This window comes from Mesorhizobium sp. L48C026A00 (assembly GCF_000502375.1).
In the GTDB taxonomy this organism is placed as follows: domain Bacteria; phylum Pseudomonadota; class Alphaproteobacteria; order Rhizobiales; family Rhizobiaceae; genus Mesorhizobium; species Mesorhizobium muleiense.
Genome location: NZ_AYWU01000032.1, coordinates 49,329 through 61,560, shown reverse-complemented (window position 1 = coordinate 61,560; position 12,232 = coordinate 49,329). Strand labels below are relative to the sequence as shown.

Annotated in this window: 11 protein-coding genes, 1 tRNA gene and 2 pseudogenes; 10 read left to right on the top strand and 4 right to left on the bottom strand. The window is 60.5% G+C overall.

Annotated elements, in window-relative coordinates; translation table 11 throughout:
• Window positions 1-220 precede the first annotated feature (220 nt).
• From X738_RS88530 to X738_RS74785, 5 genes are all read left to right on the top strand, one after another.
• On the top strand, window positions 221-853 hold the full coding sequence (locus X738_RS88530) for an aminotransferase class III-fold pyridoxal phosphate-dependent enzyme (RefSeq protein ID WP_280811466.1): 633 nt from the start codon (window positions 221-223) through the stop codon (window positions 851-853).
• A 17-nt stretch (window positions 854-870) separates the two neighbouring features.
• Window positions 871-1,587 carry an aminotransferase class III-fold pyridoxal phosphate-dependent enzyme gene (locus X738_RS88525; protein WP_280811464.1) on the top strand — a complete coding sequence of 239 codons (717 nt, stop codon included), beginning with the start codon at window positions 871-873 and terminating at the stop codon, window positions 1,585-1,587.
• 19 nt (window positions 1,588-1,606) lie between these two features.
• Window positions 1,607-2,989, top strand: a complete 1,383-nt coding sequence (locus X738_RS74795) for a glutamine synthetase family protein (protein ID WP_023802909.1) — start codon at window positions 1,607-1,609, stop codon at window positions 2,987-2,989.
• 179 nt (window positions 2,990-3,168) lie between these two features.
• Window positions 3,169-3,570 (top strand): hypothetical protein, encoded by a 402-nt coding sequence (locus tag X738_RS74790; protein WP_023802908.1) that lies wholly within the window; start codon window positions 3,169-3,171, stop codon window positions 3,568-3,570.
• 222 nt (window positions 3,571-3,792) lie between these two features.
• The gene (locus tag X738_RS74785; RefSeq protein WP_023802907.1) at window positions 3,793-4,950 is read left to right on the top strand and encodes an epoxide hydrolase family protein; all 1,158 of its coding nucleotides are present in this window, start codon (window positions 3,793-3,795) and stop codon (window positions 4,948-4,950) included.
• 13 nt (window positions 4,951-4,963) lie between these two features.
• Here X738_RS74785 and X738_RS83565 read toward each other — a convergent pair.
• The 3 genes and pseudogenes from X738_RS83565 to X738_RS89345 form a co-directional block, all read right to left on the bottom strand.
• A pseudogene (locus X738_RS83565) lies at window positions 4,964-5,056 on the bottom strand (Atu4866 domain-containing protein); the annotation flags it as partial.
• 237 nt (window positions 5,057-5,293) lie between these two features.
• Window positions 5,294-6,043, bottom strand: a complete 750-nt coding sequence (locus X738_RS74780) for a DUF4336 domain-containing protein (protein WP_023802906.1) — start codon at window positions 6,041-6,043, stop codon at window positions 5,294-5,296.
• Between the two features lie 264 nt (window positions 6,044-6,307).
• Entirely contained in the window at window positions 6,308-6,685 is a 378-nt protein-coding gene (locus X738_RS89345; RefSeq protein WP_373420486.1) for an MAPEG family protein, read from the bottom strand.
• Window positions 6,686-7,457: 772 nt separating this feature from the next.
• Here X738_RS89345 and X738_RS74770 point away from each other — a divergent pair.
• A pseudogene (locus X738_RS74770) lies at window positions 7,458-8,379 on the top strand (adenylate/guanylate cyclase domain-containing protein).
• A gap of 590 nt (window positions 8,380-8,969) precedes the next feature.
• Window positions 8,970-9,045: transfer RNA gene (locus tag X738_RS74765), tRNA-Thr, on the top strand.
• Between the two features lie 262 nt (window positions 9,046-9,307).
• On the opposite strand, the gene X738_RS74755 is transcribed toward X738_RS74765, so the two are convergent.
• Window positions 9,308-10,435 (bottom strand): PQQ-dependent sugar dehydrogenase, encoded by a 1,128-nt coding sequence (locus tag X738_RS74755; RefSeq protein WP_023802904.1) that lies wholly within the window; start codon window positions 10,433-10,435, stop codon window positions 9,308-9,310.
• A 296-nt stretch (window positions 10,436-10,731) separates the two neighbouring features.
• Here X738_RS74755 and X738_RS74750 point away from each other — a divergent pair, with 296 nt between their 5' ends.
• The 3 genes from X738_RS74750 (at window position 10,732) to X738_RS74740 (ending at window position 12,208) form a co-directional block, all read left to right on the top strand.
• Window positions 10,732-11,157, top strand: coding sequence for a globin family protein (locus X738_RS74750; RefSeq protein WP_023802903.1), 426 nt, complete (start codon window positions 10,732-10,734; stop codon window positions 11,155-11,157).
• 63 nt (window positions 11,158-11,220) lie between these two features.
• Window positions 11,221-11,547, top strand: a complete 327-nt coding sequence (locus X738_RS74745) for a hypothetical protein (protein WP_023802902.1) — start codon at window positions 11,221-11,223, stop codon at window positions 11,545-11,547.
• 127 nt (window positions 11,548-11,674) lie between these two features.
• Window positions 11,675-12,208 carry a DUF2380 domain-containing protein gene (locus tag X738_RS74740; RefSeq protein WP_023802901.1) on the top strand — a complete coding sequence of 178 codons (534 nt, stop codon included), beginning with the start codon at window positions 11,675-11,677 and terminating at the stop codon, window positions 12,206-12,208.
• Window positions 12,209-12,232 lie beyond the last annotated feature (24 nt).

Here is a 12,232-nt window from a genome sequence, read left to right as displayed (position 1 = left end):
CGGCAGCGGCAGCATTGACGGCAGCGGCACCGGCAGCATCGGTGGCAGCGGCAGCATTGACGGCAGCGGCAGCGTCAGCGGCAGCGTCGGAGGCAGCGGCAGCGTCGCGCGCTGACAACGGCTGGAAATATGTCGGCAGCGGGTTTGTCAGCGTCAATCGCGAGATGCGTGAGCGGCTTTGGAAAAGGGTCCAGGAACATGCCGGGCCACGCCCAAGGATATGCCAAAGCGGCCGGCAACGCAGTGGGTCAAGCCGGGTATCAAGGCCCGTGTGAAACACCTCAGGGGTCTGGCAGACGAAACAGCGGCATTCATCAACAGGCGTCCTCGCAGTAGAGCCGTTTTCGACGACAAGTCATCCGGCTTCTTCAATCAGGTTCCGCTGTATTGGATGCGTGATTGGCCCATGCCGTTCCCTGTCGTGATATCAACAGCCAAGGGAAGCGAGGTCGTTGATCTTGATGGCAACCGCGCCATCGATTTCTGTCTCGGTGATACCGGGGCCATGTTCGGGCACGGGCCGAAGCCCATTGTCGAAGCGTTGGCTAGAACCGCACAGCGCGGCCTCACGACGATGCTGCCCTCGGAGGACGCCCATGCCGTTGGCAGGCTGTTGTCCAAAACCTTCGGCATGTCACGGTGGCAAGTGACGGCCACGGCCAGTGACGCAAACCGGTTCGCGTTCCGGGTGGCCCGCGCAGTTACCAGCCGCAACAAGATCCTAGTGTTCGACGGCTGCTATCACAAACGTTGGTTGATCTCAATGACGGTAAGACGGTCGGCCGAGAAAATCTGCTTGGCCAGGTTGTCGATCTTGCCCAGACGACGGTCTGCATTCCCTTCAACGATCTGAACGCGCTGGAAGCGGCCTTGGCAACCCGCGAGATCGCCAGCGTGGTCGCAGAGCCGGTCATGACAAATTGTGGGATGATCTTGCCGCAAAGCGGTTTCCACGATGCCTTGCGAAAGATGACCCGCGCCAGTGGTACGCTGCTTCACCTCGACGAGACCCACACTATTTCCACGGGTCTTGGCGGCTACACGAGAACCCATGGTCTCGATCCCGACATTTTCGTCGTCGGCAAGCCGGTGGGCGGCGGGGTGCCAGTGGGCGTCTGGGGCATGACCGAGGCGGTCGCCAGCGAACTCGATACTATCCGAAGCAGGAAAAGCGGCATTGGACACTCCGGCATCGGTACGACACTGTCGGGGAGCACTTTTCAGTTGGCATGCCTAAGAGCATGCTTGGAAAGCGTCATGACCGCGGCTGCCTATGACAGGATGAACGATCTTGCAGACCAGATCGAGGCGGGTTTTTCCGCCGCTATCGGAGAGTTCGGCCTGCCTTGGCATGTCAGCCGCGTGGGCGCACGCCTTGAGGTGGTGTTCACGCCCAGCTTGGTAAGGGACGCGGCGGAAGCACGCGCCGCAGCGATTGCTGTAGTTCAAAAAGCGCTGCACATATCCTTTCTCAACCTCGGGTATTTGCTCACCCCTTCCACAATATGGTTCTGGTCGCGCCAACCACCTCGGAGCACCAGGCCGCGGGGTTGGTCGCCGGATTTGAGCAGGTCTTGCAGCGATTGACGGTTGGAGCGGTCGCAAAGTGACTGGCTCACGACCGATAGATGCGGCGCCGATCCAGGAAGCCGAGGCTTTCCTGGCTAGTCATGAGGACCTCTCGGCATTCGATCTCGTGCTGATCGATCCCAATGGTGTAGCACGCGGCAAGATGATCCGTCGGCATGAACTGTTGCAGATTTATCGCTCGGGCCGTCACCTCCCTGGCTCGATTTTGGGCCTCGATATCTCTGGCGCCGACGTTGAGGAGACGGGGTTGGTTTGGGACGACGGTGACGCCGACCGCGTGGCCTGGCCCATTCCAGGATCGCTCGTGGAACTGCCCTGGACCTTGCCGAGGCGCGGCGAAGTGCGGGTAAGCTTGTACGAACTCGACGGCTCCCGCATGGCAGCTGACCCGCGTCACGCCCTTACGGTCCAGATCGAGCAGTTGAACGCAATTGGCATGTTCCCGGTGATGGCGTTCGAGTTGGAGTTCTATCTGCTCGATGCGGAAAATGACGTCACCGGGAAGCCAAGGGCTGCTCGACTGCCGCTGACAGGTGACTTCCAGCTGGGCAATCAGGTCTATAGCCTGGACCCACTTGATCAGCTCGAGCCGTTCATCGACGCGCTTTACCGAAGCGCCGCCGCGCAGGACCTCCCGGTCGAGACATTGATTTCCGAATATGCGCCCGGTCAGTATGAACTGACGCTGCACCATCGCGACAATGGGCTGCGAGCGGCCGATGACCTGGTGATGCTCAAGCGGCTCGTCAGGGGGCTGGCCTTGCGACACGGTATGCGCGCCAACTTCATGGCCAAGCCGTTTGCCAATCGCGCCGGCTCCGGCATGCACTTGCACGCCAGCTTGGCGGACAAAACCGGCCGCAACCTGTTCGGTGATGCGGGCGATGAGCTGGCGCCGATGCTGCGGCACGCCATCGCCGGTGTGCAGCAGTCTATGGCGGACTCGATGCTGGTGTTTGCACCCAACCTCAATTCTTGGCGCCGATTTACGCGCAACAGCTACGCTCCCACGGCGCCTACCTGGGGCCGCAACAATCGCAGCGTCGCGATCAGGGTACCCGCCGGGAGCCCCGCGAACCGCCATCTTGAGCATCGCTCGCCCAGCGTGGACGCCAATCCCTATCTGGTCGCGGCCACTGTTCTCGCGGGCATGCGTCACGGCATCGAAAACAAGCTCGAGCCCGACGGGGAGGCCTCATCCTACGACACGGCACAGACCGTCGTCCTGCCGTGCGACTGGCGATCGGCGATCGATCGTGCCGCAGGCTCCGACTTTATAAAGAGCGCTCTGGGAGAAAGGCTTGCCTCGGTGTTCGTAGCTCTCAAGCGTGCTGAATGCGACCGGTTCGCTGCAGAGGTGACAGCAGAGGAATTTGCCTACTATGGAGGCGTCATATGACGCTGCTATCTAAGCCCAGTGGAGTTCGAGGAACAAGCTATGTTAGCTTAACCTCGTGTCCACGAAACCGGTTGCAGGCCATTTCGCCAAGCATGTCAATCCAAACAACACGTATACCATCTCGTGGCAGACCTTCCGATCAGTGACTTGCCCCATGCCGACGCTGTCTGGTTCGGGTGATGCGCATTGGGCTGGCTCTTTATGCCGAGCAATCGCGTGAATGGCTCTTCCCGGCCGACAGCGGAAGCGGCTACATGGCCGAACACAAGGAGAAGCGCGACGACCTGTCGAAATGGGGCAACGACCTGCGGCAGACGTTCTGCACCATCGCCCAGGCCGCTGGTGTTGCGGAACTGGACGTACACCTTCTGATGAACTACTCGATCCCGGGCGTCAATGCCGGCTACATCACACGCAACAAGCTGCTGAGCGATCACCTGCGCCAGCAGCAGGAATCGATCTCGCGCCGGATGCTCGAAGCCGGGCGTTCGCGGCAAAACGAACCTGAGCGCCACACTTCTGCCTGGCCCGCGCTCCCGGCCAGGCGCATCCTTGATGAGCTGATGAGCGGCAAGGATTAGTGGCGGCGCACTCGCCACATTCCACCGGACATAGCGCGGGCTGATGGCAGCCTTGCGCCCCGAGTCGGCCATCCGGACGCTATGCCCGGTGCTCGGAAGCGGCCGTAAGCTCAGGGCGAAAGCTCACGTCCGCTGCGCTGCGAGATTAGGGAACCCCATCGATTGTTGGGACGACACCGGCTTTAACGCTATGGTGACGGACACCCTGCACCATGGCAAAATATGAGAATCCGGCCTTTTTCGATCCACATCCCCAACGAAGCACTCGCTGACTTGCGACATCGCCTGCATGCGACGCGTTGGCCGAGTTCACTTGATGACGAGAGTTGGGCCGACGGCGCGAACCTGCAGTTCATGCAGCGGCTTTCTCACCATTGGCTCCACAACTTTGACTGGCGCGCGCAAGAGGAGCGGCTGAACCGACTACCACAATTCATCGCCACTATTGATGAGGCGGACGTCCACGTCGTCCATCAGCGCGGGACAGGGCCATCACCCATGCCAATTGTCCTGACGCACGGCTGGCCAGGCTCTTTCGCTGAGATGGAACACATCATTCCGTTGCTGGCCGACCCCGGAGCTCACGGCGGCGATCCCACCGATGCTTTTCACGTCGTCGTGCCCTCCCTTCCCGGCTATGGCTTCTCGCCTGCGCCCTCCTACCCTGGTGTCAGCGCACGAACGATTGCCCAACTGTGGCATCGATTGATGGAAGGTCTTGGTTACAACCGGTTTGCAGCTCAAGGGGGCGATATCGGCGCCGGTGTCTCGGCTTGGCTCGCGCGGCAGTTCCCAGAGAGCTTGGCAGGCGTTCATGTCAACTATATTCCCGGCAGCTTCCGCCCGACCCTGGGACCGGCATCACCGCCCGTGACAAATGAGGAGCAAGAGTTTCTTAAACGGGTTTCGTCCTGGGCGGCAGATGAAGGAGCCTATGCGGCTTTGCAAGGCACCAAGCCACAGACGCTGGCCTTCTCGCTGACTGATTCTCCCGTGGGTCTCGCTGCCTGGATTGTCGAGAAATTCAGATCCTGGAGCGATTGCGATGGTGATATCCAGCGCGTTTTCTCCCTGGATACGCTGCTTACCGATATTTCTATTTACTGGTTCGGCGACAGCCTCAGCGCCTCCTTGCGGCTGTACAAGGAGAATCGCCTTTGCCCGCTCTCGTTCGACCTTGATGAGCGCGTGACGCCGCCATTTGGCGTCGCGCTCTTTCCCCACGAACTGCCGATGCCGCCACGGTCTTGGGTCGAGCGCGTTTTCGATGTCGTCCGCTGGACTGAGATGCCGGCGGGGGGCCATTTCGCGGCACTTGAGCAGCCAGAGTTGCTGGCGCATGAAATTCGCGCCTTTTTTCGGCCGCGTCGTCAACCTTAGAGACTGTCACCTCTTACGGGTAGAGGACCATTCCTGCGTGGTGGAGCGCGCCGTCGACGAACTTCCCGTCGGCGGTGAAGCCGGTATCGTCCCAATAGAAGATGTCATCGCCTCGCAGTCGCTTAGGACAGCAGCCTCGACGGCAGCTTTCTGATGCCGCGCCAAAGAGCGGACCGGCTCCTAACGGCCCCTAACGCGACGTTCGGAGATTCGCGCGGCGATGACAGCTCATGGCGCCATCGAGCCGGCCGGGGCATGGGCTCGGATTATTCCGCGATGGAGTGTTCTACGTCTCAAACGGGGTGGAGAGCCGATCGCACTTATCTCGCGCCCGCAAGGACAACTACCCGCCGTAGGGCGGTGCTCCGAATATCCTTCGGATGACCTTGTCCGCATCCGCATCAAAGCAGCGGCCATGACTGAGCACGATTCGCTGCGGCTGCCATGAGTGGATCCTTCCGATTGCAGCCTTTGCCTTCCGTCGCTGCACGAGTAGCGGCAGCCGCATACCGAAGAATATTTGACCCCTGGGATGATACATCCCAGTGAGCTTAGTGGCCGTTCGCCATGGCTCGGAAATCTTGTCCAGTTCGATGTTGATGATAGCGTCGGTGAGTATCAGCGTCCTCGACGCTTTGTGGAAAAAAATGAACTCTTTGAAATAACCGCCGGGAAAAAGCACTTGATCGATCTCTCGACGCCATTCTTCAGGCGAACTGACTTCCAGGTCTCTCTTGAAGTCGACAGCCACATGCCGTGCCCGTTGGCGCACACGCGGTGACGCCCAGGTGATCGTATCAGGAAACGCCGCCGCCCATTCCCCGATGTGCGCGTAGTGGAATTGGTTGGGCGATACGAGATGGCGAACCCTCCCCACACCTTGCAGTTCCTCGGCCAGCCTCGCGTCGAACTTGATCGGCGAATGAAGGAAGAGGTCACCGCTTGAAAGGCGAACCACAGTCATTCGTGTCGTGAACGGAAGCGGCAGCTTAAGCCCGCCTACAGTCAAGTATTCCAAGGGACCATCGACGATGCCGATGTCCGGAGCGAGTGGCTTGTAGACGTTTATCGGCTCGTAGAGGGAGGCACCCATGTTGCTGTCAAGATTACCGCATCTTAGCGCAGGCTGGCTACCGGTGCCGACGTCTGCTTCGGGGTCGATTTGAGCCGTTGGGCGAACGGCGCCTCTGGAGAAGCGCCGGGAAAGTCGGCTCCTGGCGCTAGTTACCGGTTCGGGCCGCCGGCTCAAGCGGCAAACCTGACCCAATGAGGTCGTTCGAGAGTTGTTCTTGGAACTTCCGCGATGGTGAAGGAAGCGGACGTCGCCGCAGCGGCGATCGGCATACGGTCACGACAGCTAAGGCCAGACTGACGCGAGCAAAAGAAGGATAATTCCAACGAACGCGGTGTTCCAGACGAGCGAGCGCAGCAAGGGAACGCCCGCTGCGTAGAGTGGAAAGTAAACCAATCTGGCCGAAAAATAGAGACCAGCTCCCCATTCGCTCAGCGCACTCTCACGACCGGGCACGTGAACAAGGAAGACCGCAGCTACAAACACCGGGAACGTCTCAAGGAAGTTTCGAAGTGCTCTTTCCAAACGTCCTGCTACGCCCGTGAGCGGAGGGACTTCGGCGTCGCGAGAGCTGGCCGTCCAGCGATAACCTCGCTGAAGGCTGGCTGCGTGGGAGGAGACAACAATCTGGACTAAACAGAGCACGCAGCTCGCTGCAAGCATCGTTAGTTCGAAGCTCATTCAACCCTCACACCTGCCCGTTCTTCAAAGACCTTACCAGAATCGTGCATTGTATGCCGGTCCGCTGGCCGGACTGACTGTCCCGCCGAGGGTCGGAACAGGTGCGCATCGGCGGCGGTTAATCTCGGAACGGACCAAAACGGCCCTCGCCTCGCGCAAGACCACTGGCATAATACTCGGTAATCCGACTAACACAGCGGAAGCTGCGGCGAAGGGTCGGAAGATGTCGATCGAAGAAGCCGACCGGTTTGCCCAGACTGCCAATCATCGCTTCCATTCAGCGGTCGGGCATCACCAGCCTACGTGGCCTGGCAATCGCTCTGAACAATCGCGGCGTGCGCACAGCGCGCAATGGACAATGGCAGGTGTCGAACGTGCGCAACGTTCTCGCGCGGCACTCCCCTATGCTTTTATAAGCGGGAAATAGCCGCACAGCGGGCTCCATCGGGGCTCCGGGCTTGGCGGCTGGCGCTCCGGCTCGCAAATAAGAAGAACGCGAAACGTCGACGATGCAGCTTCCGCAGGACGCGACGGAAGCGGTCACCGTCCATGACTTCGGGACCCTCCCCCGCCGGGCGGCTTTTCGGGCCCTCCGGTCGACACAACGCGCTTCCTGTTCGCTGCGGCCAGAACCGCCATCCCCGCGCCCAGAAAGAGTGTTTTCAGTATCTTCATGCGACGCGGGAATGCGACGTAGACTCAGCCAACGGAGCACGGCAAGCTTCGGCTGCTCACATCGAGCAGGGACAGTTCAATGTCGGCGACACGACGCAAACTGACGACCATCTTTTCGGCGGATGTTCAGGGCTATACGCGCCTGATGGAAGCCGACGAAGAAGGAACGCTGGCGACTCTGAAACAGTACAGGGACGCAATGGCGCGCCTAATCGAGGCCCGCGGCGGGCGTCAACACCTGGGGCGACGGGTTGATCGCCGAATTCCCGAGCGTGGTCGAGTCCGTCCGGACGGCCATCGACGTTCAGAACGAGTTGGCCGGGCACAATGCCGTTCGCCCGGCCGAAACGCAGATGCGCTTTCGGATTGGAATCAACCTTGGCGATGTCATGGTCGAGGGAGATGACATTTATGGAGACGGCGTCAACATTGCCGCCCGCCTTCAGACCGCCGCCCCGGCAGGCGGGATCGTGATCTCAAATACGGTGTACGATCAGGTCCGCAACAAAATGGCGGTCGGGTTCGAGTTCCTGGGCGACCTCGCCGTCAAGAACATCGAAGAAGGTGTGCCGAGCTACGTTGTCCGGATCGGCGGTGAGAAGAGCGGGGCCGAAGCGGTGGCGCGCCGTGCCGAACCGGCCGCTGACGGGCGGTCGCGCGACGCCGCCCGGTCTGGCGCTTTCCTCGGGCGCAGGATCAGCCGGAAATTCCTTCTGCCTGCCTTGACCGCGCTGGGGTTGGTGGCCATCAATGTGCTTTCGTGGAATGGGATTTTCTGGGCTGGGTGGCCGATGCTCGCCGTAGCGGTTCTGGCGGGCCTCCGCTGGGCAAGCATGACGAGGCTCATCAATCGGGGCGTCGCCATGCTGAGTGTCGTCGCGTTGGGGGTCGTCGGTGTAAACCTGCTGACCTGGAACGGGATTTTCTGGGCGAAATGGCCGCTACTCGGCATCGTGCTTGCGGGAGGCATCGGGTGGATCATCCGGAAACGGGCGTCATGAGCAGGCTACATGCCTGATCGTCCAGTTCTCAGTTTCATCCTCTTTGGCGTACAATGATTTCAAAGGTTTACCAACCAATCGACCAATCGAGAGATGCGGGCCAGATAGGGACCCGAAAAGCAACCACAGAACCTCTAAATGTGACGCAAACCACGGTTTACGTTTCGGTTCCTGTCGCGCTAACGCCTGCGTAGCGCATCCTTCGTAGTCACGGGTCAAGGCATGGCTATTGGTCGGGTTTGCCAGCGCTGATCATCGAATTCGGTGGTTGCAGGAAGGTGATTGGATTTGGGTTGAATGCGTTCGTGCTTTCAGCGTTGAGCATGACACAACAGAAACCACGAAAGGCAGGATTAGACCGGGAGGTGTCGATCCATCAGAGATTCAGGATTCGCCAGATCCACATCCTGCAGCCCTCAATTCGAAGGGGACGGCAGCAGCAAAGAGGTTGACGCGAACCGACGTTTCCTGCGATCAGAACTGCATGGTTTCGGGGGGATTGGATGCGAGACGCAATCAGGCGGATATGTGAGTTGCAGTGGCGGGTTGCGTCTATCACCCAGCGCATCTTGGAGGCCTTGGCTTCCCGGGCCGCTTTAGCTCAGTTGGTAGAGCACATCATTCGTAATGATGGGGTCAGGTGTTCGAGTCACCTAAGCGGCACCAGTTCTCCATCCGACGCAAGCGTGACGGCAGGTGCAAGGCTAATGCACGTCACTCCCTACGCCNCCGCTTTAGCTCAGTTGGTAGAGCACATCATTCGTAATGATGGGGTCAGGTGTTCGAGTCACCTAAGCGGCACCACTAATCAACTGATATCATTACGCTTTCTGCTGTATCGAGACGCAACGTTTCGAATGAGTTGGAAGTGTGCCGAAAAGTGTGGCAGCGATGATGTTCGGCCCTTTCCCAGCACCACCGCGCGGCATCACTGCGACGCTGCCGGCGTCAGTCGCAATATCTTTCCCGCTGGTTCGTCGGTTAGCGCCATGACCCCGCCGTCGGGAGCCTGCACCACGTCCCGGATACGCCTGCCGAGAGCGAGGACTTCCTCGCCGGCGACCTGCTTTCCGTCGATCCTGACACGAACGATGCCTTCCGCCGACAGTCCGCCAATCAAGAGGTCGCCTCTCCAATCGGCAAACATGTCGCCGGTGTAGAAGGTCATGCCAGAAGGCGAGATGACGGGCGTCCAGCTATGGATGGAGTCGGCAAACTCCGGCCGCGTCGACGGCTCGGGGATGCGTTCGCCAGAATAGTGCCGGCCCCAGCTGACCTCGGGCCAGCCGTGATTCCTGCCCGCTTGCGGAATGTTCAGCTCATCGCCGCCGAGCGGTCCCATTTCCGCCGTCCAGAGCACGCCGGTTTCGGGATGGAGCGCAGCACTTTGCACATTGCGATGGCCGTAGGACCAGATCTCGTCGGCGCCGTCCTTGCCGACGAAGGGATTGTCGTCAGGCACGGAACCATCGGGGTTGATGCGGACGATCGTGCCGAGATGATTGTTCGGGTCCTGCGCCTCTCGCATCTTGCCGCGCTCACCGAGCGTGACGAAGAGCTTGCCGTCCGGCGCGAATACCAGGCGGGAGCCGTAGTGCAGCCGGCTGGATACGGCTGGTTCCTGCCGGAAGATCACTTCGAAGTTCGAAAGCGCGCTGCCGTTCTCGTCCAGGCGTCCACGGCCGACCGAGGTGGCCGCGCCGCCGCCGCGTTCCTCCGAATAGGAGAGATAAACCGTCCGGTTGTCGGCAAAGTCCGGATCGAGCGCCACATCCAGCAGACCGCCTTGTCCGCTGGCAAGGACGTCCGGCACACCGTCGATCGGGTCGGAAACGGCCCCGTCGGTCGAGACGAGCCGCAGGCGCCCCGGACGCTCGGTGACCAGCAACGCGCCGTCGGGCAGGTAGATCGCGCCCCAGGGATGCTCGAGCCCTTCGGCAAAGGTCTCGACCGCAACGCGGCCTGTTTCGCTCTCGATGCTGCTGTCCTGCGCGAGCGTGGTCGAGGGCGCACCGAAGGCGAGAAGAAAAGACGAAGCAATGAATATCCGCAGCATGATTTCTCCATCCGAACGGAGGCATAGGGGAGGAGCCGCCGGCTCCCCGATATAATGACCGACTGCCGATGCAGTTCCAAGCTGGCGCCGCGCCCCAGGTTTTCAGCTATGGCCAGGTCGAGGTCGGCGAGAGTTCGGCCTGGCACTCTCGGCGTGCCTCTAGATAAAGAAGTCAAATGAGCGCGAACTGAAACCAATTGAGACACAACTGAAACACATCCAGGCGCAGGCGACATGCATGCGAAACGCTTTGGGGCGATGGTCGCCGCAAGACCAGGAACGCAGGAGCGTCGCCGATGACACCCGACCAGACCAGACTTGTCCAGGACAGTTTTCGCGAGATCGTGCCGATCCGCGTGGCCGCCGCCGCGCTGTTCTACGAGCGCCTGTTCGCGATCGACGCGGATCTTCGCGCGCTGTTTCCGGTGACAGACATGACCAAGCAAGGCGCCAAGCTGATAGCGAGCCTCGGCTTCGTGGTGCATGGACTGGACCGAGCCGACACCATCCTGCCGACGGTGCGCGTGCTCGCCAGGCGTCACGTGACTTACGGTGTCGAGGAGCGTCATTACCCGATCGTCGGACAAGCGCTCATCGAGACGCTGGCGGCCGGCCTCGGCACGGCTTTTACGCCGGCTGTCCGCGAGGCTTGGGAGGCGGCCTACGGGTTGCTCGCCAGCGTAATGATCGCGGCTGCCCGTGAGGATCAGCTCGCAGCGTAATTGGGGGATGCAGCCGCAGGCGACCACCCACCCAAACGACAATTCCAAATGGAGAGAAACACGATGTTCAGATACACAGCACTTGCGGCGCTTTGCGTCGTGGCAGGTTCCGCTTCTGCCGGCGAACTCACGGCCCGTCAGGGTGGGACCGTCGATCTCGGCAATTTTCACGGCGTCGTCTACTACACCGAGGCGGAGGACGGCTATCGGGTGGTCACCACGATGGCGGCGGGCGAAGAAAACCTGCCGGTACGCTTCGTCGCGACCCTCAGTGAGGGCCAGGCATTCGTGATCTCGGTTCCCGGCGAATTGGCAGGGGCCGGACAGGCACTCGAAATCTCGCGCGCCAAAGGCAAGCTGGTTGTCGCGGAGGTGGAGTCCACCCAGTAACGGGTTGAAAGTTGACGTCGCGACGCAACCGGGTAGTCTGCGCCCGCTTCCGCGTCTTCCAGCAGCGCGAAGAGACAAATCGGCACCGTCATTGGGATGGGTATCGTCCTAACCTCGGAGAAACGAGATGCTCAAGGTGCAAAGTGCGGAAGTTCGATTTCGACTTTTTGAGTGTGGACAATTTTTCCTGATCCTGATGGGCGCTGGTCTACTTGCGCCGGCCGCTTTTGCCGATGTCGTCGAGCCAGCGACCCTCGCCGTCGCGGATTTCGAGTTCAGGGATACATCAGGCGAAGTCAGGGACCAGACCGCCGAACACGAAGCGCGACTGAAGGCATTTGGTGTTGCGTTGCAGGATGGCCTTTCGGAGAAGATCAAGCTCGTCGCGTTACCCTGTCAGGCAGAACAGTGCACCATCAAGGACCCCGGCCTTGTCGATCTCTCGAAAAAGGCAAAAACAGCCAGCGCGAAATATCTCCTGATCGGTCAGGTGCACAAGATGAGCACGCTGGTCGGCTGGGTGAAGTTTGCAGTGCTGGATTTGAGCAACAACAAACCTGTCTGCGATCGATACCTGACTTACCGGGGAGATACCGACGAAGCATGGCGGCGAGCAGCAGAGTTCACCGCGCGTGACGTCGAGAAGCACTGCATTCCGTAGGAATCGCGGTCGCTTTGATCAGCC

Coding starts and splice junctions, on each gene's coding strand:
- X738_RS88530 (WP_280811466.1), top strand. CDS start 221: ATGCCAAAGCGGCCGGCAACGCAGTGGGTCAAGCCGGGTATCAAGGCC.
- X738_RS74785 (WP_023802907.1), top strand. CDS start 3,793: ATGAGAATCCGGCCTTTTTCGATCCACATCCCCAACGAAGCACTCGCT.
- X738_RS74740 (WP_023802901.1), top strand. CDS start 11,675: ATGCTCAAGGTGCAAAGTGCGGAAGTTCGATTTCGACTTTTTGAGTGT.
- X738_RS74750 (WP_023802903.1), top strand. CDS start 10,732: ATGACACCCGACCAGACCAGACTTGTCCAGGACAGTTTTCGCGAGATC.
- X738_RS74745 (WP_023802902.1), top strand. CDS start 11,221: ATGTTCAGATACACAGCACTTGCGGCGCTTTGCGTCGTGGCAGGTTCC.
- X738_RS74755 (WP_023802904.1), bottom strand. CDS start 10,435: ATGCTGCGGATATTCATTGCTTCGTCTTTTCTTCTCGCCTTCGGTGCG.
- X738_RS74780 (WP_023802906.1), bottom strand. CDS start 6,043: ATGGGTGCCTCCCTCTACGAGCCGATAAACGTCTACAAGCCACTCGCT.
- X738_RS89345 (WP_373420486.1), bottom strand. CDS start 6,685: ATGCTTGCAGCGAGCTGCGTGCTCTGTTTAGTCCAGATTGTTGTCTCC.
- X738_RS74790 (WP_023802908.1), top strand. CDS start 3,169: ATGCGCATTGGGCTGGCTCTTTATGCCGAGCAATCGCGTGAATGGCTC.